At 56.3% G+C, this 20771-nt stretch carries 15 protein-coding genes and 2 pseudogenes; 11 read left to right on the forward strand and 6 right to left on the reverse strand.

Annotated features, from left to right (window positions below):
• The first annotated feature begins 9 nt into the window (after positions 1 to 9).
• The 4 genes and pseudogenes from NXF97_RS03475 to NXF97_RS03490 all read left to right on the forward strand — a co-directional run bounded on the left by NXF97_RS03475 (position 10) and on the right by NXF97_RS03490 (position 7440).
• Complete coding sequence (locus NXF97_RS03475; protein ID WP_274956482.1) at positions 10 to 1725, forward strand: DUF262 domain-containing protein; 1716 nt, start codon at positions 10 to 12, stop codon at positions 1723 to 1725.
• Positions 1726 to 1833: 108 nt separating this feature from the next.
• Positions 1834 to 4877: pseudogene (locus tag NXF97_RS03480) on the forward strand (type III restriction-modification system endonuclease).
• A gap of 113 nt (positions 4878 to 4990) precedes the next feature.
• A complete protein-coding gene (locus NXF97_RS03485) occupies positions 4991 to 5194 on the forward strand; it encodes a hypothetical protein (RefSeq protein WP_143277097.1) in 204 nt (67 codons plus the stop codon).
• 473 nt (positions 5195 to 5667) lie between these two features.
• Positions 5668 to 7440: an IS1634 family transposase gene (locus NXF97_RS03490; protein ID WP_274956145.1), complete on the forward strand. Its 1773-nt coding sequence runs from the start codon at positions 5668 to 5670 to the stop codon at positions 7438 to 7440.
• Positions 7441 to 7706: 266 nt separating this feature from the next.
• Here the strand turns inward: NXF97_RS03490 and NXF97_RS03495 are convergent, their stop codons facing one another.
• Positions 7707 to 7943, reverse strand: coding sequence for a hypothetical protein (locus NXF97_RS03495; protein WP_423767307.1), 237 nt, complete (start codon positions 7941 to 7943; stop codon positions 7707 to 7709).
• A gap of 127 nt (positions 7944 to 8070) precedes the next feature.
• Between NXF97_RS03495 and NXF97_RS03500 the strand changes: the two genes are divergently transcribed.
• Positions 8071 to 9672: a transposase gene (locus NXF97_RS03500; protein ID WP_274956483.1), complete on the forward strand. Its 1602-nt coding sequence runs from the start codon at positions 8071 to 8073 to the stop codon at positions 9670 to 9672.
• On the opposite strand, the gene NXF97_RS03505 is transcribed toward NXF97_RS03500, so the two are convergent.
• Positions 9598 to 9942, reverse strand: a complete 345-nt coding sequence (locus tag NXF97_RS03505) for a flavin reductase (protein WP_274956484.1) — start codon at positions 9940 to 9942, stop codon at positions 9598 to 9600. The two genes, NXF97_RS03500 and NXF97_RS03505, sit on opposite strands and share 75 nt — an antisense overlap.
• Before the next feature lie 86 nt (positions 9943 to 10028).
• Here NXF97_RS03505 and NXF97_RS03510 point away from each other — a divergent pair, with 86 nt between their 5' ends.
• From NXF97_RS03510 to NXF97_RS03535, 6 genes are all read left to right on the forward strand, one after another.
• Positions 10029 to 10787, forward strand: coding sequence for a biotin--[acetyl-CoA-carboxylase] ligase (locus NXF97_RS03510; protein ID WP_274956485.1), 759 nt, complete (start codon positions 10029 to 10031; stop codon positions 10785 to 10787).
• Positions 10788 to 10894: 107 nt separating this feature from the next.
• A complete protein-coding gene (gene putP / locus NXF97_RS03515; RefSeq protein WP_022372595.1) occupies positions 10895 to 12373 on the forward strand; it encodes a sodium/proline symporter PutP in 1479 nt (492 codons plus the stop codon).
• A gap of 23 nt (positions 12374 to 12396) precedes the next feature.
• Positions 12397 to 13593, forward strand: coding sequence for a PLP-dependent aminotransferase family protein (locus NXF97_RS03520; protein WP_274956486.1), 1197 nt, complete (start codon positions 12397 to 12399; stop codon positions 13591 to 13593).
• A 118-nt stretch (positions 13594 to 13711) separates the two neighbouring features.
• On the forward strand, positions 13712 to 15136 hold the full coding sequence (locus NXF97_RS03525; protein WP_022372593.1) for an aldehyde dehydrogenase family protein: 1425 nt from the start codon (positions 13712 to 13714) through the stop codon (positions 15134 to 15136).
• Between the two features lie 255 nt (positions 15137 to 15391).
• Positions 15392 to 15739, forward strand: a complete 348-nt coding sequence (locus NXF97_RS03530; protein ID WP_274956487.1) for a cytochrome c3 family protein — start codon at positions 15392 to 15394, stop codon at positions 15737 to 15739.
• Positions 15739 to 17283 (forward strand): FAD-dependent oxidoreductase, encoded by a 1545-nt coding sequence (locus NXF97_RS03535; RefSeq protein ID WP_274956488.1) that lies wholly within the window; start codon positions 15739 to 15741, stop codon positions 17281 to 17283. The genes NXF97_RS03530 and NXF97_RS03535 overlap by 1 nt, the downstream gene beginning before the upstream one ends.
• 110 nt (positions 17284 to 17393) lie before the next feature.
• Here NXF97_RS03535 and NXF97_RS03540 read toward each other — a convergent pair whose 3' ends face one another.
• The 4 genes and pseudogenes from NXF97_RS03540 to NXF97_RS03555 all read right to left on the reverse strand — a co-directional run bounded on the left by NXF97_RS03540 (position 17394) and on the right by NXF97_RS03555 (position 20696).
• On the reverse strand, positions 17394 to 17555 hold the full coding sequence (locus tag NXF97_RS03540) for a hypothetical protein (RefSeq protein ID WP_274956489.1): 162 nt from the start codon (positions 17553 to 17555) through the stop codon (positions 17394 to 17396).
• A gap of 350 nt (positions 17556 to 17905) precedes the next feature.
• A pseudogene (gene cysE / locus NXF97_RS03545) lies at positions 17906 to 18556 on the reverse strand (serine O-acetyltransferase); the annotation flags it as partial.
• 62 nt (positions 18557 to 18618) lie between these two features.
• Positions 18619 to 19446: an RNA methyltransferase gene (locus tag NXF97_RS03550; RefSeq protein WP_022372589.1), complete on the reverse strand. Its 828-nt coding sequence runs from the start codon at positions 19444 to 19446 to the stop codon at positions 18619 to 18621.
• A 77-nt stretch (positions 19447 to 19523) separates the two neighbouring features.
• Positions 19524 to 20696 carry an alanine racemase gene (locus tag NXF97_RS03555; protein ID WP_274956491.1) on the reverse strand — a complete coding sequence of 391 codons (1173 nt, stop codon included), beginning with the start codon at positions 20694 to 20696 and terminating at the stop codon, positions 19524 to 19526.
• Positions 20697 to 20771: the final 75 nt, after the last annotated feature.

The raw sequence follows: 20771 nt of genomic DNA on the forward strand, positions 1-20771 counted from the left end.
GGAAGATCAATGAGTGCGACCAATTTCAATACTGAAAACCGTACATATCGGCAATTGCTTGGCAATGGATTGACATACCGTATTCCACGCTTCCAGCGCGATTACTCATGGGATGAAGAACATTGGGAAGATTTGTGGACAGACATTCTTGGCACTTTGCCCGAGGATGGCGAGCCCGCGCACTATATGGGCTATCTGGTGCTGCAAACTGGTGATAACAGGACCTTTGAGGTCATTGACGGGCAGCAGCGGCTCACCACATTGAGCTTGATCGTGTTGGCGGCCATGCGTCTGCTGGATCGGCAGGCGGTCGATGGAGAACAGAAAGAGGCCAGTCAGAAGCGACTGGAACAGTTGCGGGCCACCTATATCGGGTATCTGGATCCCGTCACGCTTACCACGCGCAACAAGCTTTCTCTCAATCGCAATAACGATCCTTATTATCGGGATTACCTTGTCACCTTGAACGATCATCTTCCGCAACGCGGTTTTCCCGCCTCCACCCATGCCATGCGCAAAGGGTTCGAGTGGTTCGAGCGTCGTTTGCGCGAGCAGGTGAAAGTCGAGCCCGATCAAGGCATGGCATTGGCGCGGTTCATCGATACGTTGAGCGACCGGCTGTTTTTTACGATCATCACCGTGGCCGATGAGTTGAATGCCTACAAGGTGTTCGAAACACTCAATGCCCGTGGCGTGAGGCTGTCCGCGACCGATCTGCTGAAGAACTATCTGTTCTCCGTGCTGGCGCGTGGACAAGGGGCGGAAGCGGAACTTGATGAACTGGAGCGGCGCTGGGAGTCGATGGTGGGTCGCCTGGGATCGGAAAGTTTTCCTGACTTTCTGCGCATGCATTGGAACAGTCGCCAGAACTTTGCGCGGCAGGCCGAGTTGTTCAAGACCATCCGTTTGCGTGTACAAAGCCGCGAAGCGGTGTTCGCCCTGTTGCGTGAAATGGACGAAGACATTGACAGTTATCTGGCGCTGACCCAACCAGAAGGCTCCCAATGGTCCGGAAACTGCAAACAGAGTGCGCTGGAACTGCGCATGTTCTCGGTGCGCCAGCCGTATCCGATGCTGATGGCTGCCCGCCGAAAGTTGGAAAGCGCGGATTTCGAGGCCTTGCTGCGCGCAACCGTGGTGATCGCTTTCCGCTACAACGTCATCGGTGCCCAACACACTGGCGAGCAGGAGCGCCACTACCACGCCGCTGCTCTGCGCTTGCATAGAGGTGAGGCGACGACGCTGGCGCAAGTGTTGGATGTACTCAAGCCCATATACCGTGGAGATGAAGCCTTCCGGACGGATTTCTCGGAAAAATCGATCAAAACCACGCAAACCCGCAACGCCAAGGTCGTGCGTTACATCCTGTACAAGTTGGAGCGGCAGGCAGACGGGTTGGACTTCGATCGTGATTCGCCAGCCTACAACATTGAGCATGTCTTGCCGCAATCACCGGGTGCGGGCTGGGAGGTGTTTTCTGACCGCGATCTGGATGCTTTTATCTATCGTTTGAGCAATATGGTCATGTTGGAATCGAGCGTTAATCGTGACATTGGCAATGGAGCCTATGCCGAAAAGCGTGACGCGTTGCGAGCAAGCGCCGTTTCGCTAACGCGCCGCTTGGCCGAGGAGAACGATGATTGGACACCGGAACGCCTGCAGGCCCGACAGAAGCAATTGGCGAACTTGGCGACGACCGTTTGGCGTGTGGCACAGCTGTCATGAATGGCTTGCTTGTGAAATGCGCGTCGTGTTTGCGGAGTCCGAAACCGGTTTCAGGCTCCACAAATGTGCTTGTGTCGGTTGCAGACTCCACAAAAATAAGGATGGCTTATGAAGCTGCACTTTGAACCCAACCTCGACTACCAGATGCAGGCCATTGAGGCCGTGTGCGACCTGTTCCGTGGTCAGGAGGTGTGCCGCACCGAGTTCACGGTGACGATGAAGGCGCCAATGCCGGTGGGGGGGGGGGCGACCTTTTTCCCGGAACCCAGCCCGAGCAAATGACCCTGGGCCTGGCCGAGTCGGATCTGGGTGTTGGTAACCGTCTGACCTTGCTGGACGATGAACTGCTGAAGAATTTGAATGACGTGCAGTTGCGCGGAGGCCTGCCGCCTTCCGGTTCACTGACTTCCGGTGACTTCACCGTGGAGATGGAAACCGGGACGGGCAAGACCTACGTCTACCTGCGCACGATCTTCGAGCTGAACAAGCGCTACGGCTTCACCAAGTTCGTGATTGTGGTGCCGTCGGTGGCGATCAAGGAGGGCGTCTACAAGACCCTGCAGATCACCGAGGATCACTTCAAGGGGCTCTACGCGGGCGTGCCCTTCGATTACTTCCTCTACGACTCCGGTAAGCTCGGGCAGGTGCGCAATTTTGCCACCAGCTCGAACATCCAGATCATGGTGGTGACCGTCGGTGCCATCAACAAGAAGGACGTCAACAACCTCTACAAGGACAGCGAGAAGACCGGCGGAGAAAAGCCCATCGATCTGATCAAGGCGACCCGGCCCATCGTCATTGTGGACGAACCCCAGAGTGTGGATGGAGGCCTCGAGGGGCGTGGCAAAGAGGCCCTGGATGCGATGAATCCACTCTGCACGCTGCGCTATTCCGCGACCCATGTGGACAAGCATCACATGGTGTTTCGCCTCGACGCCGTCGATGCCTACGAGCGCAAGCTGGTCAAGCAGATCGAGGTGGCCTCGGCGACAGTGGAGGACGCGCACAACAAGCCGTATGTGCGTCTGGTTAAGGTGGAAAATAAGCGTGGCCGCATCAGTGCCAAGGTCGAGCTGGACAAGCAGACGCCCAGTGGCGTTCAGCGGCTTGAAGTGACGGTCAGCGATGGCGATGATCTTCAGCAGAGTGCTGATGGCCGCGCGATTTACGCTGATTTTCGGGTGGGCGAAATTCACACGGCCAAGGGCGACGAGTTTATGGAGCTGCGTTACCCCGGTGGCGAAGTGTTCCTGAAGCCGGGTCAAGCCCACGGTGATGTGGATGCGCTGGCCGTACAGCGTGAGATGATCCGCCGCACGATTCGCGAGCATCTGGACAAGGAAAAGCGCCTGCGACCGTTGGGCATCAAGGTGCTGTCGCTATTTTTCATCGATTCGGTGGACAGGTACCGCCAGTACGATGCGGATGGCAAGCCAGTCAAGGGTGTTTATGCCCAGATATTCGAGGAGGAATATCGCCGTGCCGCCAAGCTTCTGGCCTACCAGAGCCTCTTCGCAGAGATCGACCTGGACTCCGCCGCAGAGGAAGTGCACAACGGCTATTTCTCCATCGACAAGAAAGGCGGGTGGACAGATACCGCAGAGAATAATGCTGGCACCCGTGAGAATGCCGAGCGTGCCTACAACCTGATCATGAAGGAGAAGGAAAAGCTGCTGTCCTTCGACACGCCGCTGAAGTTCATCTTCTCCCACTCCGCCCTGAAAGAAGGTTGGGACAACCCGAACGTGTTCCAGATCTGCACCCTGCGCGACATCCAGACCGAGCGCGAGCGACGTCAGACCATTGGCCGCGGACTACGGCTGTGCGTTAATCAATCTGGCGAGCGTGTGCGTGGCTTCGACGTCAATACGCTCACTGTGATTGCGACCGAGGACTACGAGCAGTTTGCCGAGAACCTGCAAAAGGAAATCGAGGCGGACACTGGCATACGCTTCGGCATCGTGGAGCAGCACCAATTCGCAGCCATCGCAGTACCGGGGGCTGACGGTCAGATTGTGCCTCTGGGCGTCGAAAAGTCGAAGGCGCTATGGGAACATCTGAAGGCTGCCGGCCACATTGATGCCAAGGGGAAGGTGCAGGATTCTCTGAAAAAGGCGCTCAAGGAAGGCACCCTGGTGCTGCCTGCCGAGTTTGAAGCGCAAAAGGGCCAGATTGCAGAGGTGCTGCGCAAGGTGTCCGGCCGGCTGGATATCAAGAATGCCGATGAGCGCAGGCAAGTGCCGCTGCGCAAGGGCAAGGATGGCAAGGCCGTCTATCTGAGCGACGATTTCAAGGCGCTGTGGGATCGTATCAAGCACCAGACAACGTACCGCGTGCAGTTCGACAACGCCAAGCTGGTGACGGATTGCATCGCAGCGTTGCAGAAGGCCCCGGTGATTGCCAAGGCACGGCTGCAATGGCGCAAGGCCGACATCTCTATCGGCAAGGCGGGTGTCGCCGCGACGGAGAAAGCGGGCGCGGCGACTGTGGTGCTCGACGAAGCGGATATCGAGCTGCCGGATTTGCTGACCGACCTGCAGGACCGCACCCAGCTCACCCGACGCACCATCGTCAGCATCCTGACGGGCAGCGGCCGCCTGGACGACTTCAAGCGCAATCCGCAGCAGTTCATCGAATTGACCGCCGAAACCATCAACCGTTGCAAGCGCTTGGCCTTGGTCGATGGCATCAAGTACCAGAAGCTCGGCGACCAGCATGTCTATGCGCAGGAGCTGTTCGAGAAGGAAGAGCTCACCGGCTATCTCAAGAACATGCTGCTGGATACCCAGAAGTCGATCTACGAGCACGTGGTGTACGACTCGACCACTGAGCGGGATTTCGCCGATGGGCTGGAGAAGAACAACGCCATCAAGCTCTACGCCAAGCTGCCAGGCTGGTTCAAGGTGCCCACCCCGCTGGGCACCTACAACCCCGACTGGGCCGTGCTGGTGGAAGAGGACGGCAGCCAGCACCTGTACTTTGTGGTGGAAACCAAAAGCAGCCTGTTCACCGACGACCTGCGCGACAAGGAGAGCGCCAAGATCGAATGCGGCAAGGCGCATTTCAAGGCGCTGGCAGTTGGTGAGAACCCTGCCCGATATGTGGTTGCACGCTCGGTTGGTGATCTTATGGTCGAGGTGGCGAAGGGGTAGATGGCTATCGTTGTCACGCCGAGATGAGACAGCTTGATCAGCAGGCGCCTCAAGCGCTCGGCAACGGATGCTTGAGGCGCAGATTTTCTAGCCACTAGACCGGAGAAATGAGCATGACGCACCTGATGAATCAAACTGGCTCGGCCGAGCCGTGTTTCATCACCGACGGCCCGCCGTCCAATGACCTGCCAATCCCTCCGCACCGGACGATGAACTTGCCGCAAATCCTGGCGAGCCTCACCGATGCCAAATTGGCGAGATGGCCCGGCGACCTGGCCGACGCCGAGCGGGAGAAACGGTGCAAGGCTGGAGGTTGAACGCTATCCGATGACTTCTCTTGGCGTCACATGGTATTTTTCATGGCATCAGGCTTAGCTATGAGCATTGTACGTTGATTTATAAAGAAATTTATTTGCAAATGACAATCGAGTGGGAATGATTTCATAGGTCGAAAAAGCCTGTAAACACTGGACTTTTTGAGCCTTGATACCCCGCGTGGCAACGATTTGGCAACAGAATTTCATTATTCACAAAAAAAGAGCTATCTGATTTCAAATGAAGTCAGGTAGCTCTTTTCTATATCTTCAATATCCTCTCAAAATGAACCGGACGGATTTGAAAGATGCCTCCGGTATCAGCTTTAACGTGCTTGCCAATCTAAATTGGTACAGACGCGTACGGATAACAGACAAATTTTGTTAAAAATGCATTGAAAAACAATGCATTTTTATTTGACTCATGCGTATTTATTTTGTATAATTAGATGCCAACAATAAATACGTATGAGACCATGATGCCTGCAGCGAAAAAAGTCATCCCGAATCCGGCGGCAGTTAAGAATTTCCCGCATGACAATAAGAAGGCAAAGATCATCTACGACAGGGTCAATGATGTGTTGCGCGTCGTAGAACGGAATTACTATTGGGATCCTCAAGCTGACCGCGGCAAGGAAAAGCGTGTTTACCTTGGGTACATCGTCGATGATGTCTACTATGCAACGGCCGATTACCGAAAGTACTTCAAGAGAAACGGAGTCCCGCGCCTGGTAACAAAAGACACCAAGAAGACCAAGACAAAGGCCGATGAAAAGACGTGCGACAGCTTGTCCTCGTCGTTGGCCGCAGAACTTCCTGTTTATCACGCGATCGCGGCCAAAATCGGTCTGATACATGATCTGCGGGAGACCTTTGGAAAAGCGTTGGCCGATATGACTCTGTCGGTTGCCTATCATTGGCTCAACACCTCTGCTAATGCGGCTTACCTGTATAAGACATGGGCACCCGGCAAACTCCTGCCGAGCACTAACATTCCGTGCTCCAGGGAGATGAGTGACTTTTTTGAAGCTCTGGCCACGCAGCCGGAGTGGAGAAAGACCTTCTTCAATGCGCGCATTGCACGGCTGCCGGAAGATGAAGTGCTTGCCTTTGATGCGACTGAAATTGCAACAGAGGCAGCAAATATCTCGTATGCTCAGTTCGGTCTTGGTAAGGAAGGCGGGTACCAAAAGCAGGTAGGCATGATTCTTTTGGTCGGCCACAAATCTGGAATGCCGGTCCTGTTTCGTCTCTTACCAGGTCAGATTACCGACGTTACAACAGTGCAGGACATGTTGTTTCGCTTCGATGAAATCACTGACAAAAAGCGCGTGTTTGCTGCTGTGCTTGACAGAGGATACTTCTCCCTTGAAAACCTCGGCCGCTTTATCGCTGCCAAGAGCAATGTCATCGTGGCTGCAAAGACCGATGTCAAGTGGATCAACGAGTCGATCGAAGAAGTCATGCCGCGGATGTGGCAACACTCATCACGTATTCCCGGCCAGGATTGCTGGGGAGCAACTGTCGAGAACGAGCAGACTTTTCCTGACGGACAAAAGCACAAAGTGTGGGTCCATGTTTATCGTAGCGATGCCAAGTCACATACTGAAAACGCTGCCTTTTACCGCGTGCTGGAGGCTTTCGAAAGTGATTGGGCCAACTGGCGGCAAGAGGAACATAAAAAAGATACCGTCTGCCCGCTGCTGCACAGCCCTCTGCTGAAGTATTTCAAAGCGCCAAAGAGAGAGCCCGGAAAGTGTCGGCTGGAGACCGACAGCGCCGCAATTGATGACGCTACGCGGTATTTCGGTTTCTTTTGCAATGTCTCCACAATGAAGTGCACGGCGGCTGAAGCCCTGGACATCTACCAGACACGTGACGTGATTGAGAAGACCTTTAAGGGCGGCAAGACGGATATTGAGATCGATGTTGCGAGAGCCCACAAGGACAATACGCTGGAAGGCCGTTTCCTGGTTGGATTTGTGGCCATGTCGATTCTGTGTGAACTGCGCAGATTAATGCGTCAGCCGACAAAACTTGAGCAGAAAAAGGGACCTGTGAAAGACATCCAGCCGCTGTCCAAGGAAATGACTGTGAATGAATTGAAGAACAGACTCAGCTCTATCCGCATGCTTTACACCGGTTCCGGCGAGAAGCGCTGGCTGGAAGTTACCGGCAAGCAGCATGAAATTGCAAGTCGGCTCGGATTTCCTGATCTCTACGAAACGATCCCTGAATGGGTACCTTGATTCAACTGACGTAGGGGGCTGACGCCCCTACGTACGTGCCCGTACCAATTTAGATTAAGTACTGCTCAAAGACTTCGATTTCGAGAATATCGTCGCACTCGACTGCCGCCCCCTTGGGGAAGAATCGTGAGATCAAGCGCCGCCGCGGGCTGTGCCGCTGCGGCAACTGCTGCCAAAACGAAGAAACGTAAGGATTGCATGAGTAGAAAAAAGTCCCGCCCAAAAAACTGACGGGACTTTAGCACCCGGAAAGGACGCTTCGTCAATTATTCAGCGTACCCGGGCACAACCACCGTGTCACCCGTGGCGTGGAAATGGCCGCCCGCAACGTAATGCAGAGGCCTCAGCTCTCTGGGCGTCCCTTCAAAGTTCCAGTGACCGCCGGCAAAGACTCTGGGGTCGGCCCAGGCGCCCACGCACGTGCCGATAAAGAGGTCATAGGCGGACTCGTTGTGAGGTTCCCTGATGACGTCAAAGACGGCCCAGCAGGCGCAGCCCTTCACAGAATTTCCCGCAGGAAGCCCGGGGCTTGAGCCCCGGGAGGAATGCGGGCTTTCGAAATTTTTTAATCTTGGAGCAAACGCAGCCAAACCATGCACATAGTTTTCGCTTAAGGTATATTCAGCCGCTATGAAATCGCGCACCCCGTCCTTTGTCATCGAGCTGGGCCTGAAAACCGGAGAGGATCAGGAAAGTGCACTGGAGACCTACTTCTCCGATGCACGCCAGCTCTTCAATGCTGTTCTCGGAACGGCAAAGAAACGCGTGCGCGCCATGAAAAGCACTGAAGCATGGAAGCTGACGGCCGCGATGCCCAAGGGCAAAGACCGCAACAAGCGGTTTAAGGAAATTCAGAAGTCCGCCTGCCTTTCCGAGTATGCCCTGCATGATGTCGTGAAAGAGCACCGTGCCAAGGGCGGCTTTACAAAGCGCATTGGCATCAACGAAGCGCAGAAAATTGCCACACGTGTCTGGCAGGGCATTGAGCGCTGGCTGCTTCATCAGGGAGGTCAGCCGCGGTTTAAGAGTGCTAAACGGGGCTTGCACAGCGTTGAGGGAAAATCAAACAAAACAGGGTTGCGTTGGAAGGCTAAGACGTGGACGCTCGAGGTTCTGGATCTGGTGATAAAGGCTGAAGCCCCGGATGCCTGGCAGAAAGAAGCTCTTCTTTCAGCAACAGATCCGTCCGGCTTTAAGCGTGTCAAATACTGCCGTCTTGTCCGGCGGATGATCCGCGGCCGTATGCGCTACTTTGTTCAGCTCATTGTCGAAGGCGTACCGCCCGTCAAGCACGTTTATGCTTCCAAGGATCTCAAGGTGGCTGTTGACCCGGGCCCGAGGACCATGACTTTTTACAGCCCCGAGTGGCAACAAAAGATTTTGGTGAGCGCGGGCACTGTCTCTCAGGAAAAGGAGATTGCGCGTCTTTTACGTGCCATGGACCGCTCCCGCAGAGACACGAATCGGGAGTGCTACAACGCGGACGGCACCGTTAAAGCCGCCGGAAAAAAGATTGTCTGGAAGGAATCCAAGACCTATAAGGCAACAAAGGCAAAACTTGCGGATCTGTACCGCCGCCAGGCGCAAACCCGCCGTTGCCTGCACGGCGAAGTGATTAACCAGGTGTTCGGCAGGGCCGGCACCGTCATTGTGGAGAAGAACTCATACAAAGCATTTCAGAGAGCCGGATACGGCAAGAGTTTGGGCAAAAGCGGTATTGCAGGATTGATAACCCGGATGACAAGTAAGGCTGAAAGCGCCGGCTGTTGTGTGGTGGAAGTCAGTCCCCGGAAACTGCGCCCGAGTCAGCACGATCCCGAAACGGGAACGTACCGTAAGAAGGCTCTTTGGGAGAGAAGTCATCAGTTGGGAGATACGGGCTGGTACATGGACCGCGATGTCGCGGCCGCCATGAACCTGTATTTTGCGGATCCCGCCACTGACAGCTACGATCTGAAGGCTGAGCAATCAGCGCTTGCGAGGCTCAAACAAGTCTCAGGGAACGCCGGATCGATAGTGCAGTACAAACCAGCGAATCGGCAAGACGAAGCAGTCCTTCGCCGGAACCGACGGATCGAGCTGATGAAGCCCGTACCCGTAGAGCGGTTGCGTTTTAAATGTTCCTGTGGTGCAGGGGACGCCCGGGCAGACAAGGCCTCAAAAACCTTGGCTGTTACGGGAAAGCCTGCACCGTGTCAGGAAACCCCGCGCTTTCAAGCGCGGGTTGTTTAGAAAGCCGAGCTTTAAGGTTTCTTCAACGATTGCCACGGTCGGCAGCTGCAGCGCAAAGCGCCCGCTTTTTTCAATCAGAGGCCGCGTGTAATGGGTATGGTCAATCACAGCCGTTGTCTTAAAGGGCACTAAATCCAGCGGGCACACCCAGGTTGCGGGCATCACGTCTTCATCGCCCTTGTACGCGGCGGACACCAGAGCAGTTGCACCGAGGTTAAAGAGGCGATAGGCTTTGTCGGCCGCAACGGGCACAAAATTTTCTGCTGACACAATTCGCTCCTCAAAACGATGATTGCGATTGTAGTGCCGGACATTTCAATTCCGATTGTCTTTTTCTGCGAAAAAACACGCTTTCCATGTCCCTCTTTTCCTCTACTTCAATTGCCGTACTCTCCTCCTGCGACACCGTCATGAACGAGGCGCGCCGGCGCTTTGAAGCCGGTAACTTTCCGGTAAATGCGTCGGTCATCAGCCGTACACAGAGCGTGGGCCGCGGCACGCACGGCCGCACGTGGGTGAGCACCGAAGGCAACCTCTACGCGGCACTCAGGCTTGATGCGGGGCTCATGCAGGCAGGACTTTTGGCGCCGCAATTGGTTTCCGCCTGTCTTTTGCGCGTCGTGAAAGACCTCGGAGTTGAGGCGAAACTTAAGTGGCCCAACGATCTCGTGATCAACGTTCCCGGGAAAGGCTGGTGTAAGGCCGCAGGGATTCTCCTGGAGTGTAAAGGGGAACTCCTCACGGCGGGCATTGGTCTTAATCTGGTGACAAGCCCCACTGCAGCCGCCATGCGCGAAGGCGCAGCTTTACCGGCCGCAAGTCTCGCGGAGATACTGCCGGCCTCCTCAGTTCCCGATCCCCTTTCCTTTTGGGAAAACTTTCTGCGCGTCTTTCTTGCCTTTCGCAGGCGTTTCCCCGGAAAACCGGCACCGGACCTTTGGGTGCATGAGCTTTTGTGGCTTAACGAACCGGTGACGCTCACAATCCGCGGTACCGCTATTGAAGGGGTGCTCACGGGGCTTAACGCCGCAGGCGAAATCCTTATCGCCACGCCGGAAGGCGAAAAAGCCTTCTTTGAAGGAAGCCTCGCTGCGCGCACAAAGACCGGAAATTAGGCAAAAGTCCTCATTTTTTCGCGTTTAGAATGTAACGCTCGCTGTTAAAAAGGCAGCAGAAGCCGCCTTCTTCAAGACGGGCCCACTGTTTCAGGGAATTTCCAGAGATGACTCCTACCGCCATCACCTTCTGCGGCTACATGCTGCTGATGATTCTGCTCGGGTTTGTTGCCTGGCACTACACACGTACGTTTAATGACTACATCCTCGGCGGAAGAAGCTTAGGCGGCCTTGTCACAGCCTTATCGGTCGGAGCAAGCGACATGAGCGGCTGGCTTTTAATGGGGCTGCCGGGCGCCGTATTTTTAGCCGGCATCAGCGAGAGCTGGCTCGCGATCGGCCTCATCATCGGGACGTTTTTTAACTGGAAACTCGTTGCCGCGCGCCTTCGCGTCTACACCGAGATTGAGCACAATTCTCTGACGCTTCCTGACTTCTTTACGCACCGCTTTAAGGACACAAGCCGGATTCTGAGAATTGCTGCGGCCGCCGTCATTCTGATTTTCTTTACGATTTACTGCGCCAGCGGCATGGTCGCCGGTGCCCGCCTTTTTGAAAACACCTTCAGCCTCGACTACTCGACGGCCCTTTGGATCGGTGCGGCAGCGACCATCCTCTACGTCTTTATCGGCGGTTTTTTGGCGGTAAGCTGGACGGACGCGATTCAGGCAACGCTGATGTGCATTGCGCTGATCGTCACCCCGATTGCCGTTGTGATGGATTTAGGGGGACTCTCTGCAACGGTGGCGCGCGTTGAGTCCATTAACCCCAACATGCTCAACATGATGACGAACCAGTCCTTTATCGGGATTGTGAGTCTTCTCGCGTGGGGCCTGGGTTACTTCGGACAGCCGCACATTCTCGTGCGCTTTATGGCCACAAAATCCATTAAGGTCATTCCGGGCGCCTGCCGCGTCTCCATTCTCTGGATGCTCTTTTGTTTGGGCGGCGCCGTGTGCGTGGGCTTTTTCGGCGCGGCCTACTTTGCTGAGCACGCCGATAAAGCGCAACTTGTCACCGAAAACCACGAACGCATCTTTATTGCGCTCTCGCAGATTCTCTTTAACCCCTGGATCGGCGGCATTCTGATGGCGGCGATTCTCGCGGCCGTGATGTCAACGCTTTCCTGCCAGCTCCTGGTGTGCTCTTCCACCCTCACCGAAGACTTCTACCGCGCCTTTATCCGCCCCAAGGCCAGTAACCGTGAACTCATCTGGTTCGGGCGCGTGATGGTGATTTCGGTGTCGCTTGTGGCAATTCTCATCGCGACCGACCCCCAGAGCCTTGTCCTTTCGCTGGTGAGCTACGCCTGGGCCGGGTTCGGCGCTTCCTTCGGCCCCGTGATTCTGTTGAGCCTCTGGTGGAAACGCATGAACCGTAACGGAGCGGTTGCCGGCATGATCACCGGCGCCGTCACCGTCATCGTCTGGCACGCGGGCGGCTGGTTCGGGCTCTATGAAATGATTCCGGGCTTTGCCTTCGGCCTCATTGCGATTGTGGTTGCGAGCCTGATGTCCGAAAAGCCCGACGAAGAAACCAAAAAGAATTTTGACCGCGTGATCGCCGAAGTGGCGGTCGAACGCTGATACAAAACGAAAAGAAGAAAAATATGACGCAGACCAATCTCCCCAAGCCGCATTTAAGCCGCCCCGCGGCAGGCGCCAAGGCAAGCCTCATCCGTGAGCTTCTGAAACTTGCAAGCCGCCCTGAAGTCATTTCCTTTGCAGGGGGCCTGCCCACGCCCCTCGGGTTTCCGGTGAAGGAACTCGAAGAGGCCGCACACAAGGTGCTCGCGGAAAATGCGGCGCACGCATTGCAGTACTCCTTCACCGAAGGCGAGCCGCGTCTCAGAGAATTCATCGCCGCACGCGAAACCGCGCAGGGCGTGCCGACAAAGCCGGAAGAAGTGCAGATTGTTTCGGGCTCGCAGCAGGCTCTGGACCTTGCCGCGCGCGTTTTCCTTGATGAAGGAAGCCGCGTTTTGGTTGAAAACCCCACGTACCTCGGAGCCCTGCAGGCGTTTCGCCTCGCAATGCCCGCGTTTGAAACGCTGCCCGCGGACGCCGCGGGCCTTAACCCCGCCGCAATTAACGCTTCGGTCGCTGGTGCTCGCTTTGCCTACGTGATGCCTACGTTTGCGAATCCCACGGGCCTTACGATGCCCGAAGAGCGCCGTGCGCTTTTGGCTGACAAAGCCCGTGAATACGACTTCTGGCTTGTGGAGGACGATCCCTACGGCGAACTCTGGTACGACAAGGCGCCGCCGAAGTCCCTGAGAGCCTGGGCTCCGGAAAGGACCCTCAGACTCGGGACCTTCTCCAAAATTCTTGCCCCGGGCCTGCGCCTCGGATACGTCTGCGGACGGCGCGACGTGCTCGATAACTTCACGCGCCTTAAGCAGTCCCTGGACCTTCATACGTCCACACTCACGCAGCAGATTGCGGCTGAGGTGCTCACTAGCGGCCTTTTGACCGAACACCTTCCCAAGGTGCGCGCGATCTACAAGAACCAGTGCTCTGTGATGCTTGAGGCACTCAAGGAATTTATGCCCGCGCGCGGGGACATATCCTGGACGCAGCCTTTGGGAGGCATGTTTATCTGGGGCAATCTCCCCGACACAATCGACACCACAGAATTCATGAAGACCGCGGTCGCACATAACGTAGCCTTTGTGCCCGGAGAGGCCTTTTATGCTCTCAAACCCCAGAAGAACAAGGCGCGGCTTTCCTTTGTGACGGTACCTCCGGAAAAAATCCGTGAGGGCGTGCGCATCTTTGCCGACCTCATCAAGAAAGAACTCGCTTAAAAGAAGCCCGGAAACAAGTTTTTTCCACTCATTGTTCTCAGACGGACTGCGGCGCGCGTATCCTTCGCCTGCAGTCCGTTATTTTTTGTCTGCACGTTCGTTTTGCGGAGTTTCAAAGATGCAGCACCCGTTTGAGCAGAATTTCATTAATGGTAAATGGTGCCGGCCGGCAAGCAACGCCTGGCTTGACGTCATCAATCCGGCCACGCTCGAACACTTTGCGCGAGTTCCCGACAGCAGTACCGAAGATGCCGATGCCGCGGTTCGTGCCGCGCACGCGGCACTGCCCGACTGGTCGGCAACGCCCCTGTCGCTTCGCATTGCGCTTATGAAAAAGATGCTCGCGGAATTTAAGAAGTTCCGCGATGAAATTATTCTTCTTGAAGCCCGGGAGCTCGGTGCTCCGGTAAGTTTCGGGAAAATCTCACACTGCGAGTATCAGTTCACCCGCATTGAGTCCTACATTGCCGCAGCGGAAACGCTGAAATTCCAGACGCAGTTTGCCAAAAGCACCGTACTGCGTGAACCCGTGGGTGTCGTTGCCTGCATCACGCCATGGAACTATCCGCTCGGGCAGATTGTGCAGAAGGTGATTCCGGCGCTTTTGGCCGGAAACACCGTGGTGATGAAGCCGAGCCAGCATACGCCCTTGACTGCGGTTCTCATGACCGAAGCCTTTGAGCGCGCAGGCTTCCCTGCGGGCGTCGTGAACCTTGTGAGCGGCCGGGGCTCCAAGTTAGGCGACACACTCGGAACGCACCCGCTTGTGGATATGGTGAGCTTTACCGGTTCCACCCCGGTCGGGATTGCCCTTGCGCAAAAGGCGCTCACGAGCGTGAAGCGCATCAGTCTGGAATTGGGCGGAAAGTCCCCCTACATTTGGTTGCCGAGTGAGGACTACAGTAAGGCGCTTGCGAAACTTTTCAGTTCCATCTTTCTTAACAGCGGACAAACCTGCACGGCGCTCTCCCGGCTTCTTGTTCCCGCAAAGGACCTCGAAAAGGTAAAGCGCCTGATCCTTGAACATATCGGCGAACTCACGGTCGGCAACCCCGAAGATCCGTCGGTGAAAATCGGGCCGGTTGCCACAAAGCAGCAGTTTGAAAAGATCAGTGAGTACATCCGTCTGGGACTCAAGGAAGGCGCAAAGCTTCTCACGGGCGGCGTCCCCGAAGAGCCCAAGCACGGCTACTACATTGCCCCGACCGTCTTTTACGACGTCAAAAACACGATGCGCATTGCCCGCGAGGAAATCTTCGGGCCGGTTCTCTGCATCATCACCTATGAAACGGTCGATGAAGCGGTGGAGATCGCCAACGACACGATCTATGGTCTGAACGCCGCCGTATTCGGTAAGAAGGACGAAGCCTTTGCCGTTGCCCGCCGCATTAAGTCCGGCAACGTCTACATCAACGACGCCGGGCGCGACGTGACGGCGCCCTTCGGCGGCTACAAACAAAGCGGCATCGGGCGCGAGGGCGGCATCGAGGGCTTAAAGGAATTCACGCAATTAAAGGCCGTCTACGATCACAGCACCTTTTGATTTCTGACGAAAAGTTTTCAAAAACGCCGTCCGGACTTTCCGCACGGCGTTTTTTTGTGTTTATCAGTTTTCCGCACTCCTTACTACCGCCCGCGGGATGTATGGTCCTATCCCGCGGTATGGGTTGGTCTGCCGGCCGAATTCATATATCATAAGCATCAGTTAAGAAAAGCTCATCAGAGCCCTTACAAAGTCGCAGATCCGAGATCCCGGTTTCGGTCTGTGCCGTCAGAACAACATCCCAGGAGAACACCTATGTCCCTGAAGCAAACGCTTACGGCAATCGCTTTGGCCGCAGCTTTTGCGGCATGCCTTCCCGCTCACGCGGCCATGCCCGCCGCTGCCAAAGGCCCCCACGCCAAAGTCCCCTGCAGCATGTGCCATGCCAACGGTCAGATGACCGCGCCCAAAAAGGAAACGTGCTTTCAGTGCCACCAGAGCTATGACGCCGTAGCCAAGAAGACGCAGAAGATCAATCCCAACCCGCACTTCAATCACCGCGGCGAACAGGAATGCACCAACTGCCACAAGATGCACACGAAGTCGCGCGTGGAATGCAATGACTGCCACACGTTTAATAACCTCAAGATGAAGGGAGAGTGATGATGAGCACCAATGATCTGACCCGCCGCCGTTTCCTCGGTACCGCTGCCGCTGCTGCCGCGGGTGCTGCCGTTACGCTTCCTGCTCAGGCTGCTTCCGTTGCCAATCCCGCGCCCGCCAAATGGGACATTGAAACCGACGTCGTCGTTTTAGGCTGCGGCGGCGCAGGCCTCATGGCTGCCTGCCAGGCCTTTGACCGCGGCGCCAAGGTTGAGATTTTTGATAAGGGCATGAGCCCGTTTCACACGGGCACGAACCTCTGCGGCGGTCTTTTCACCGCCTACGGCTCCCGCATGCAGAAGGCCGATCCCAAAATCAAAGACAGCTGGAAGGCTTTTGCCGATGACATCATCGCCTACGGCGAACACATGAGCCTCAAAGAACCCGTCTACGCTTTCGCAAAGCACTCCGGCGAAGCCTTTGACTGGCTTGAAGACCATGGGCTCGCGAAACACCACCTCGAACCCTACGCAGGCCACACGCACGTGCGCGCTCACCGTCAGGATTCCTTTAAGGGCCGCGACTACATTGAAGTGCTTACCAAGGAAATTGCGGCCCGTAAGCTCGTGATTCACCACGGCTGCGGCCTTACCCGCTTTTTCTTTGATCCGAAGACAAACCGCGTGTTGGGTGTTGAATGCGGCACGGGCGCCAAAAAAGTCACCTGCCGTGCGCGTAAGGGCGTGATTATGGCTACGGGCGGCATCACGGGCTCTGCGGAGTCGCTGGACCGCTGGGTGCCGAGCGTTGCAGGCAAGGGCGTTGTGATCGGGGGCCCCAGCAACACCGGTGAGGCCCTCATGGTTGCCGTGCGCGACGTGGGTGTGCCGCTTTCGCACATGCAGTACATTGCGTCTTACCCCTGCGGTATTGTTGTTAACGGCCGCAACGGCCCCTACTGCCGCTGGTGGTTTATCACCGGTCAGGGCGGCATTCTCGTGAACAAAAACGGCAAGCGCTTTGTCACCGAGCTTGAAGGCATCTGCCACGTAACGCCGAAATTGGCCGCGAACCCCGACGGCTGCCACTACGTTCTGACGGATCAGGCCGGGTGGGAACGCACGTTAAAGAAGATCAAGCTTTCGGCACTGGTGGGTTTGCCATCCTGGTCTGAAGAACGCGTGCTTGCCGAGTTTGCCAAGCAGGAAAACCTCTGGAAGTGCGATACGCTTGAAGAACTCTGCAAAGAAAGCGGCGTGAATCTTGCGGGACTCAAAGATCAGATCGCCGTCTGGAACAAGGCCGTTGACACGAAGGTTGACAACCAGTTCGGGCGCACCGATCAGAAGTACAAGATCGGCAAGGGCCCCTACTACATGATCCGCATGTTCCCGTGGAACAACCTCTCCTGCGGCGGCGTGCGTGTCACTGAGCACTTTGAGGTTCTGGGCTGGGATATGAAGCCCGTCGGAGGCCTCTACGCTGCGGGTGAAACGGTTGCCGGCGTGCACGGCGCGTTTTACTGCGGCGGCAACGCCTGCGGTTTTGCCCACACCTCGGGCTTTATGGCCGGGCGTTACATCACGGGCTATAAAGAAGCCTGATCGGGGCTTTAAGACACTGCGGGCCGTGGTTTAGGCCTGAGGTGTCGCTTAAGTACAACAGTTGTCTCAAACGAAAAGGCGGCGGAGCGATCCATCGCCTTTTTTCGACCCTAAACAACCCGCGCTTGAAAGCGCGGGGTTTCCTGACACGGTGCAGGCTTTCCCGTAACAGCCAATGTTTTTGAGGCCTTGTCTGCCCGGGCGTCCCCTGCACCACAGGAACATTTAAAACGCAACCGCTCTACGGGTACGGAGACGCGTTTTGACGTCAAACAAAAAAGCCTGCGCCGGATCCGTTTTACCGGTCCCTGCCGCAGGCTTTTGCTGAGCCTTATAAAACTCAGGCTTGCTTTTCTTCAGCCTTTACCGTCTCTTTCTTGGCGGCTGTCTTTTTGGGAGCCGCTTCCTTTGCTGCCGTCTTACGAGCCGTTGTTTTGGCTTTGGCAGCGGTTTTCTTCGCTGCGGGCTTGGCGGCCGTTTTCGCAGCGGTCTTTGCTGCCGCGGCCGTAGCCTTTGCGGCGGTCTTTACCGCGCGGGTCTTACGGGCGGGTTTGCCTTCCACCTTGACTTCAGCAGGCGCGGCCAGCTTCACGCTTTCCGGTTTAAAGCCAACCTGCTTTGACATCGCTTCAATCACCGCCTGCTGCTCCTCAACCACACGCTTTAACCGTGCGATTTCAGCCGCATAGGGATCGCGTTCGCCGGGCGTTACTGCATAAGCCGCAAACCCTTCGTGATTGAGTTTTTTCTGTGCGGCGCCTTCCGCAACCTTGCGGCCCGGCACACCCACGATGGTTTCGTTGGCGGCAACGGGTTTCACCACAACGGCGTTGGAGCCGATGCGGGCGTTGTCGCCCACCTTAAAGCCCCCGAGAATCTGAGCACCGGCCCCGATCACGACGCCGTTACCGATCGTGGGATGGCGCTTTTCACCGCGCCCGAGGCTTGTTCCGCCCAGGGTCACGCCGTGATAAATCGTGCAGTCATCGCCCACCTCCGCAGTCTCCCCGATCACCACGCCCATACCGTGGTCGATAAAGACGCGGCGCCCGATTTTGGCAGCCGGATGAATTTCAACCCCCGTCAAAAACCGCGCAGCATGACTCACCCAGCGCGCAAACGTGGGCCAGCCCTGCAGATTGCACCAGTAGGCCCAGCGATGCATGATGAGCGCATGAAACCCGGGGTAGCACAGAGCCACTTCCAGTTTGCTGTGCGCGGCGGGGTCCCGCTCAAAAATGGTTTTCAGATCTTCGCGGATGCGTTCAAACATGGGAAAACTGTCCTTTGTGTGCAGTCTTTGAGGCCAATAGTCTGATTGTAGAGCGAACTGCCTTACTTTTTCGCGTCCGTCATGCTCTTTTTCGCGTCTTTGGTGCCGATTCTGTCTTTTTTCGAGCGGATGACGGCCGCACAGATCCCGCGAAGAAGATCAACCTCGCGCTGCGTGAGACCGCTGCGCGCAAAAAGCCGGCGGCTCATCGCCATGAGGTTTTTGGGTTCATCGGGATTCAGTGCACCGCAGGCTGTCATCGCCTGCTGCCAGTGTCCGTAAAACCCTTCAATGGCTTTGACGCTTGCCGCAGGCTCCTTTTCAAAGCGCTCCTGCCAGGTGTAGAGCTCATGATCATGGTGCGAGTCCGACAAAAGCGCGAGATGCATTTCATAGGCCGTAATCTGCACGGCCTGCGAGAGGTTCAGACTCGGGCTTTCCGGGTTTGCGGCAATCGCCGAGCACGTCTGACACAGATCCATCTGCTCGTTAGTAAGGCCGCTTCGCTCCGTCCCGAACACAAACGCGATGCAGGGCTTGTCGTCCCTCTCAAGCCACGCGGCGGCCCTTGCCGCACTCGTTCTTAAGTCTTCAATCGGAGGCCCGAACTCGCGGCTGTAGCCCGACAAAGCAAAGGCCTGCGTGACGCCTTCCAGTGCGTCGAGAAGCGTTTCATGCGTGCGGGCGTTTTCAAGGACGTCCACGGAGCTCGTCGCAAACGCCACAGCTTCCGGATTCGTTCTGAAATCCGGATCCTTGGGGTTCACAACCCTGAGGTCGGTAAACCCCATGGTTTTAACCGCCCGCGCGGCCGACCCGATGTTGCCCGGGTGGCTCGGTTCCACCAAAATAAAACGAACGCGTTCTGAGGCCTGAGGTACGTGATCCACAGCAATGTTCCCGCTTGAGAATAAAAAGGCACCGGGAACAGTCCCGATGCCCGCCGTGCGCTATTTTAACGGCCCGATTACCACCCGCGGACGTGATCAAGCGCCTCAGCGATGCGTCCTTCGCCGTTAACCAGAAGGAGCTTTTCGTAAGGCGCTGCCGTCGGACAGGCATGGTTCGGAAGAATCCGCAGGCGGGTGCCGACCGGAAAATCCGAGGGCTTTAAGAGCGTGTCCGCCGGCAGCGTGATGATGCCGTGCTCCTGGTTGGTGCCCGTGAGCAAAATCCGCCCGCCGTCCAAAGGTTTACCGGCGATGTCACACACCAGGCCGTAACCGTAGTCGTGCTTTTGGCGCTGCGTGCCGCGGTCGCGGCTCATCGCGAGGAACCCCGCATCACAAATCACCTGGTGCTTTTCGTCCTGGTGCCCGATCACGGTTGTGACAACAGCCCCAGCGATATCGTCAAGCGTACAAACCCCGAGGTTGGTCATAAAGAGATCAAAAAGCGCACAAACGCCCGCGCGGATTTCCGTGACGCCGGATTCGCTCTCACTGAACATCAACGTAGGAGAAGACCCCACGGAAACAATGCTGACTTCATACCCCGCGTTTCTTAAGCGGTCGGCGGCCGTCACAATCCCTGCGCGTTCGCCTTCAGCAGCCGCTTTAATTGCGGCAAGCGTTTTACATTCATAGCTGTCTCCGGCATGCGTTAAAACACCCGCGAGTGTTGCGCCGTCGGTGAGCGCCGCCGCTGTCTTTAAAAGCAGATCACTTTCGGGTTTAATCCCGGAGCGGTGGCCGTCCACATCGACTTCAAGAAGCACCGGAATTGCGGTCTTTTCCCTGCGGCAGAAATCTGATACTGCGACCGCTGCCGCCACATTATCGAGAATGATCTTGAGATCACACCCCGAGTCGCGGATCGCTTTGACTACGGAAAGCTTCTGCGGGGCAATACCCACCGCATAAAGAATGTCTTTGACGCCGTGAGAGGCAAAGTAGCGGGCTTCCGCAAGCGTTGAGACGGTTGCGGGGCCCTCGGGCGTCATCATCTGGCGCCGTGCGATACCGATTGACTTATGCGTTTTTAAGTGCGGACGGTAAGTGACGCCGAGCGCTGCGGCCCTCCCTTTGGCTCGCGCAATGTTGGCCGAGAGCTTCGCGTCATCAATGACAAAAGCCGGTGTCATCAGTTCCGGGCTCGTGAGCGTCAGCCCCACCGGATCCGCCGTTTCCGTAACCGTCATCTTTTCGTCCTTTTCAAGAAATTTTTCTGCACCCCGTCCTAATTCCGTTTTTCGCTGATTTCAAGCAAAAGCTGG

The sequence above is a fragment of the Duodenibacillus massiliensis genome (assembly GCF_928721995.1).
In the GTDB taxonomy this organism is placed as follows: Bacteria; Pseudomonadota; Gammaproteobacteria; order Burkholderiales; family Burkholderiaceae_F; genus Duodenibacillus; species Duodenibacillus massiliensis.

Bases quoted from the DNA above. Each gene is read 5' to 3' on its own strand.
- NXF97_RS03475 (WP_274956482.1), top strand. From the start codon at position 10: ATGAGTGCGACCAATTTCAATACTGAAAACCGTACATATCGGCAATTG.
- NXF97_RS03485 (WP_143277097.1), top strand. From the start codon at position 4,991: ATGACGCACCTGATGAATCAAACTGGCTCGGCCGAGCCGTGTTTCATC.
- NXF97_RS03490 (WP_274956145.1), top strand. From the start codon at position 5,668: ATGATGCCTGCAGCGAAAAAAGTCATCCCGAATCCGGCGGCAGTTAAG.
- NXF97_RS03500 (WP_274956483.1), top strand. From the start codon at position 8,071: ATGAAATCGCGCACCCCGTCCTTTGTCATCGAGCTGGGCCTGAAAACC.
- NXF97_RS03510 (WP_274956485.1), top strand. From the start codon at position 10,029: ATGTCCCTCTTTTCCTCTACTTCAATTGCCGTACTCTCCTCCTGCGAC.
- putP (WP_022372595.1), top strand. From the start codon at position 10,895: ATGACTCCTACCGCCATCACCTTCTGCGGCTACATGCTGCTGATGATT.
- NXF97_RS03520 (WP_274956486.1), top strand. From the start codon at position 12,397: ATGACGCAGACCAATCTCCCCAAGCCGCATTTAAGCCGCCCCGCGGCA.
- NXF97_RS03525 (WP_022372593.1), top strand. From the start codon at position 13,712: ATGCAGCACCCGTTTGAGCAGAATTTCATTAATGGTAAATGGTGCCGG.
- NXF97_RS03530 (WP_274956487.1), top strand. From the start codon at position 15,392: ATGTCCCTGAAGCAAACGCTTACGGCAATCGCTTTGGCCGCAGCTTTT.
- NXF97_RS03535 (WP_274956488.1), top strand. From the start codon at position 15,739: ATGATGAGCACCAATGATCTGACCCGCCGCCGTTTCCTCGGTACCGCT.
- NXF97_RS03555 (WP_274956491.1), bottom strand. From the start codon at position 20,696: ATGACGGTTACGGAAACGGCGGATCCGGTGGGGCTGACGCTCACGAGC.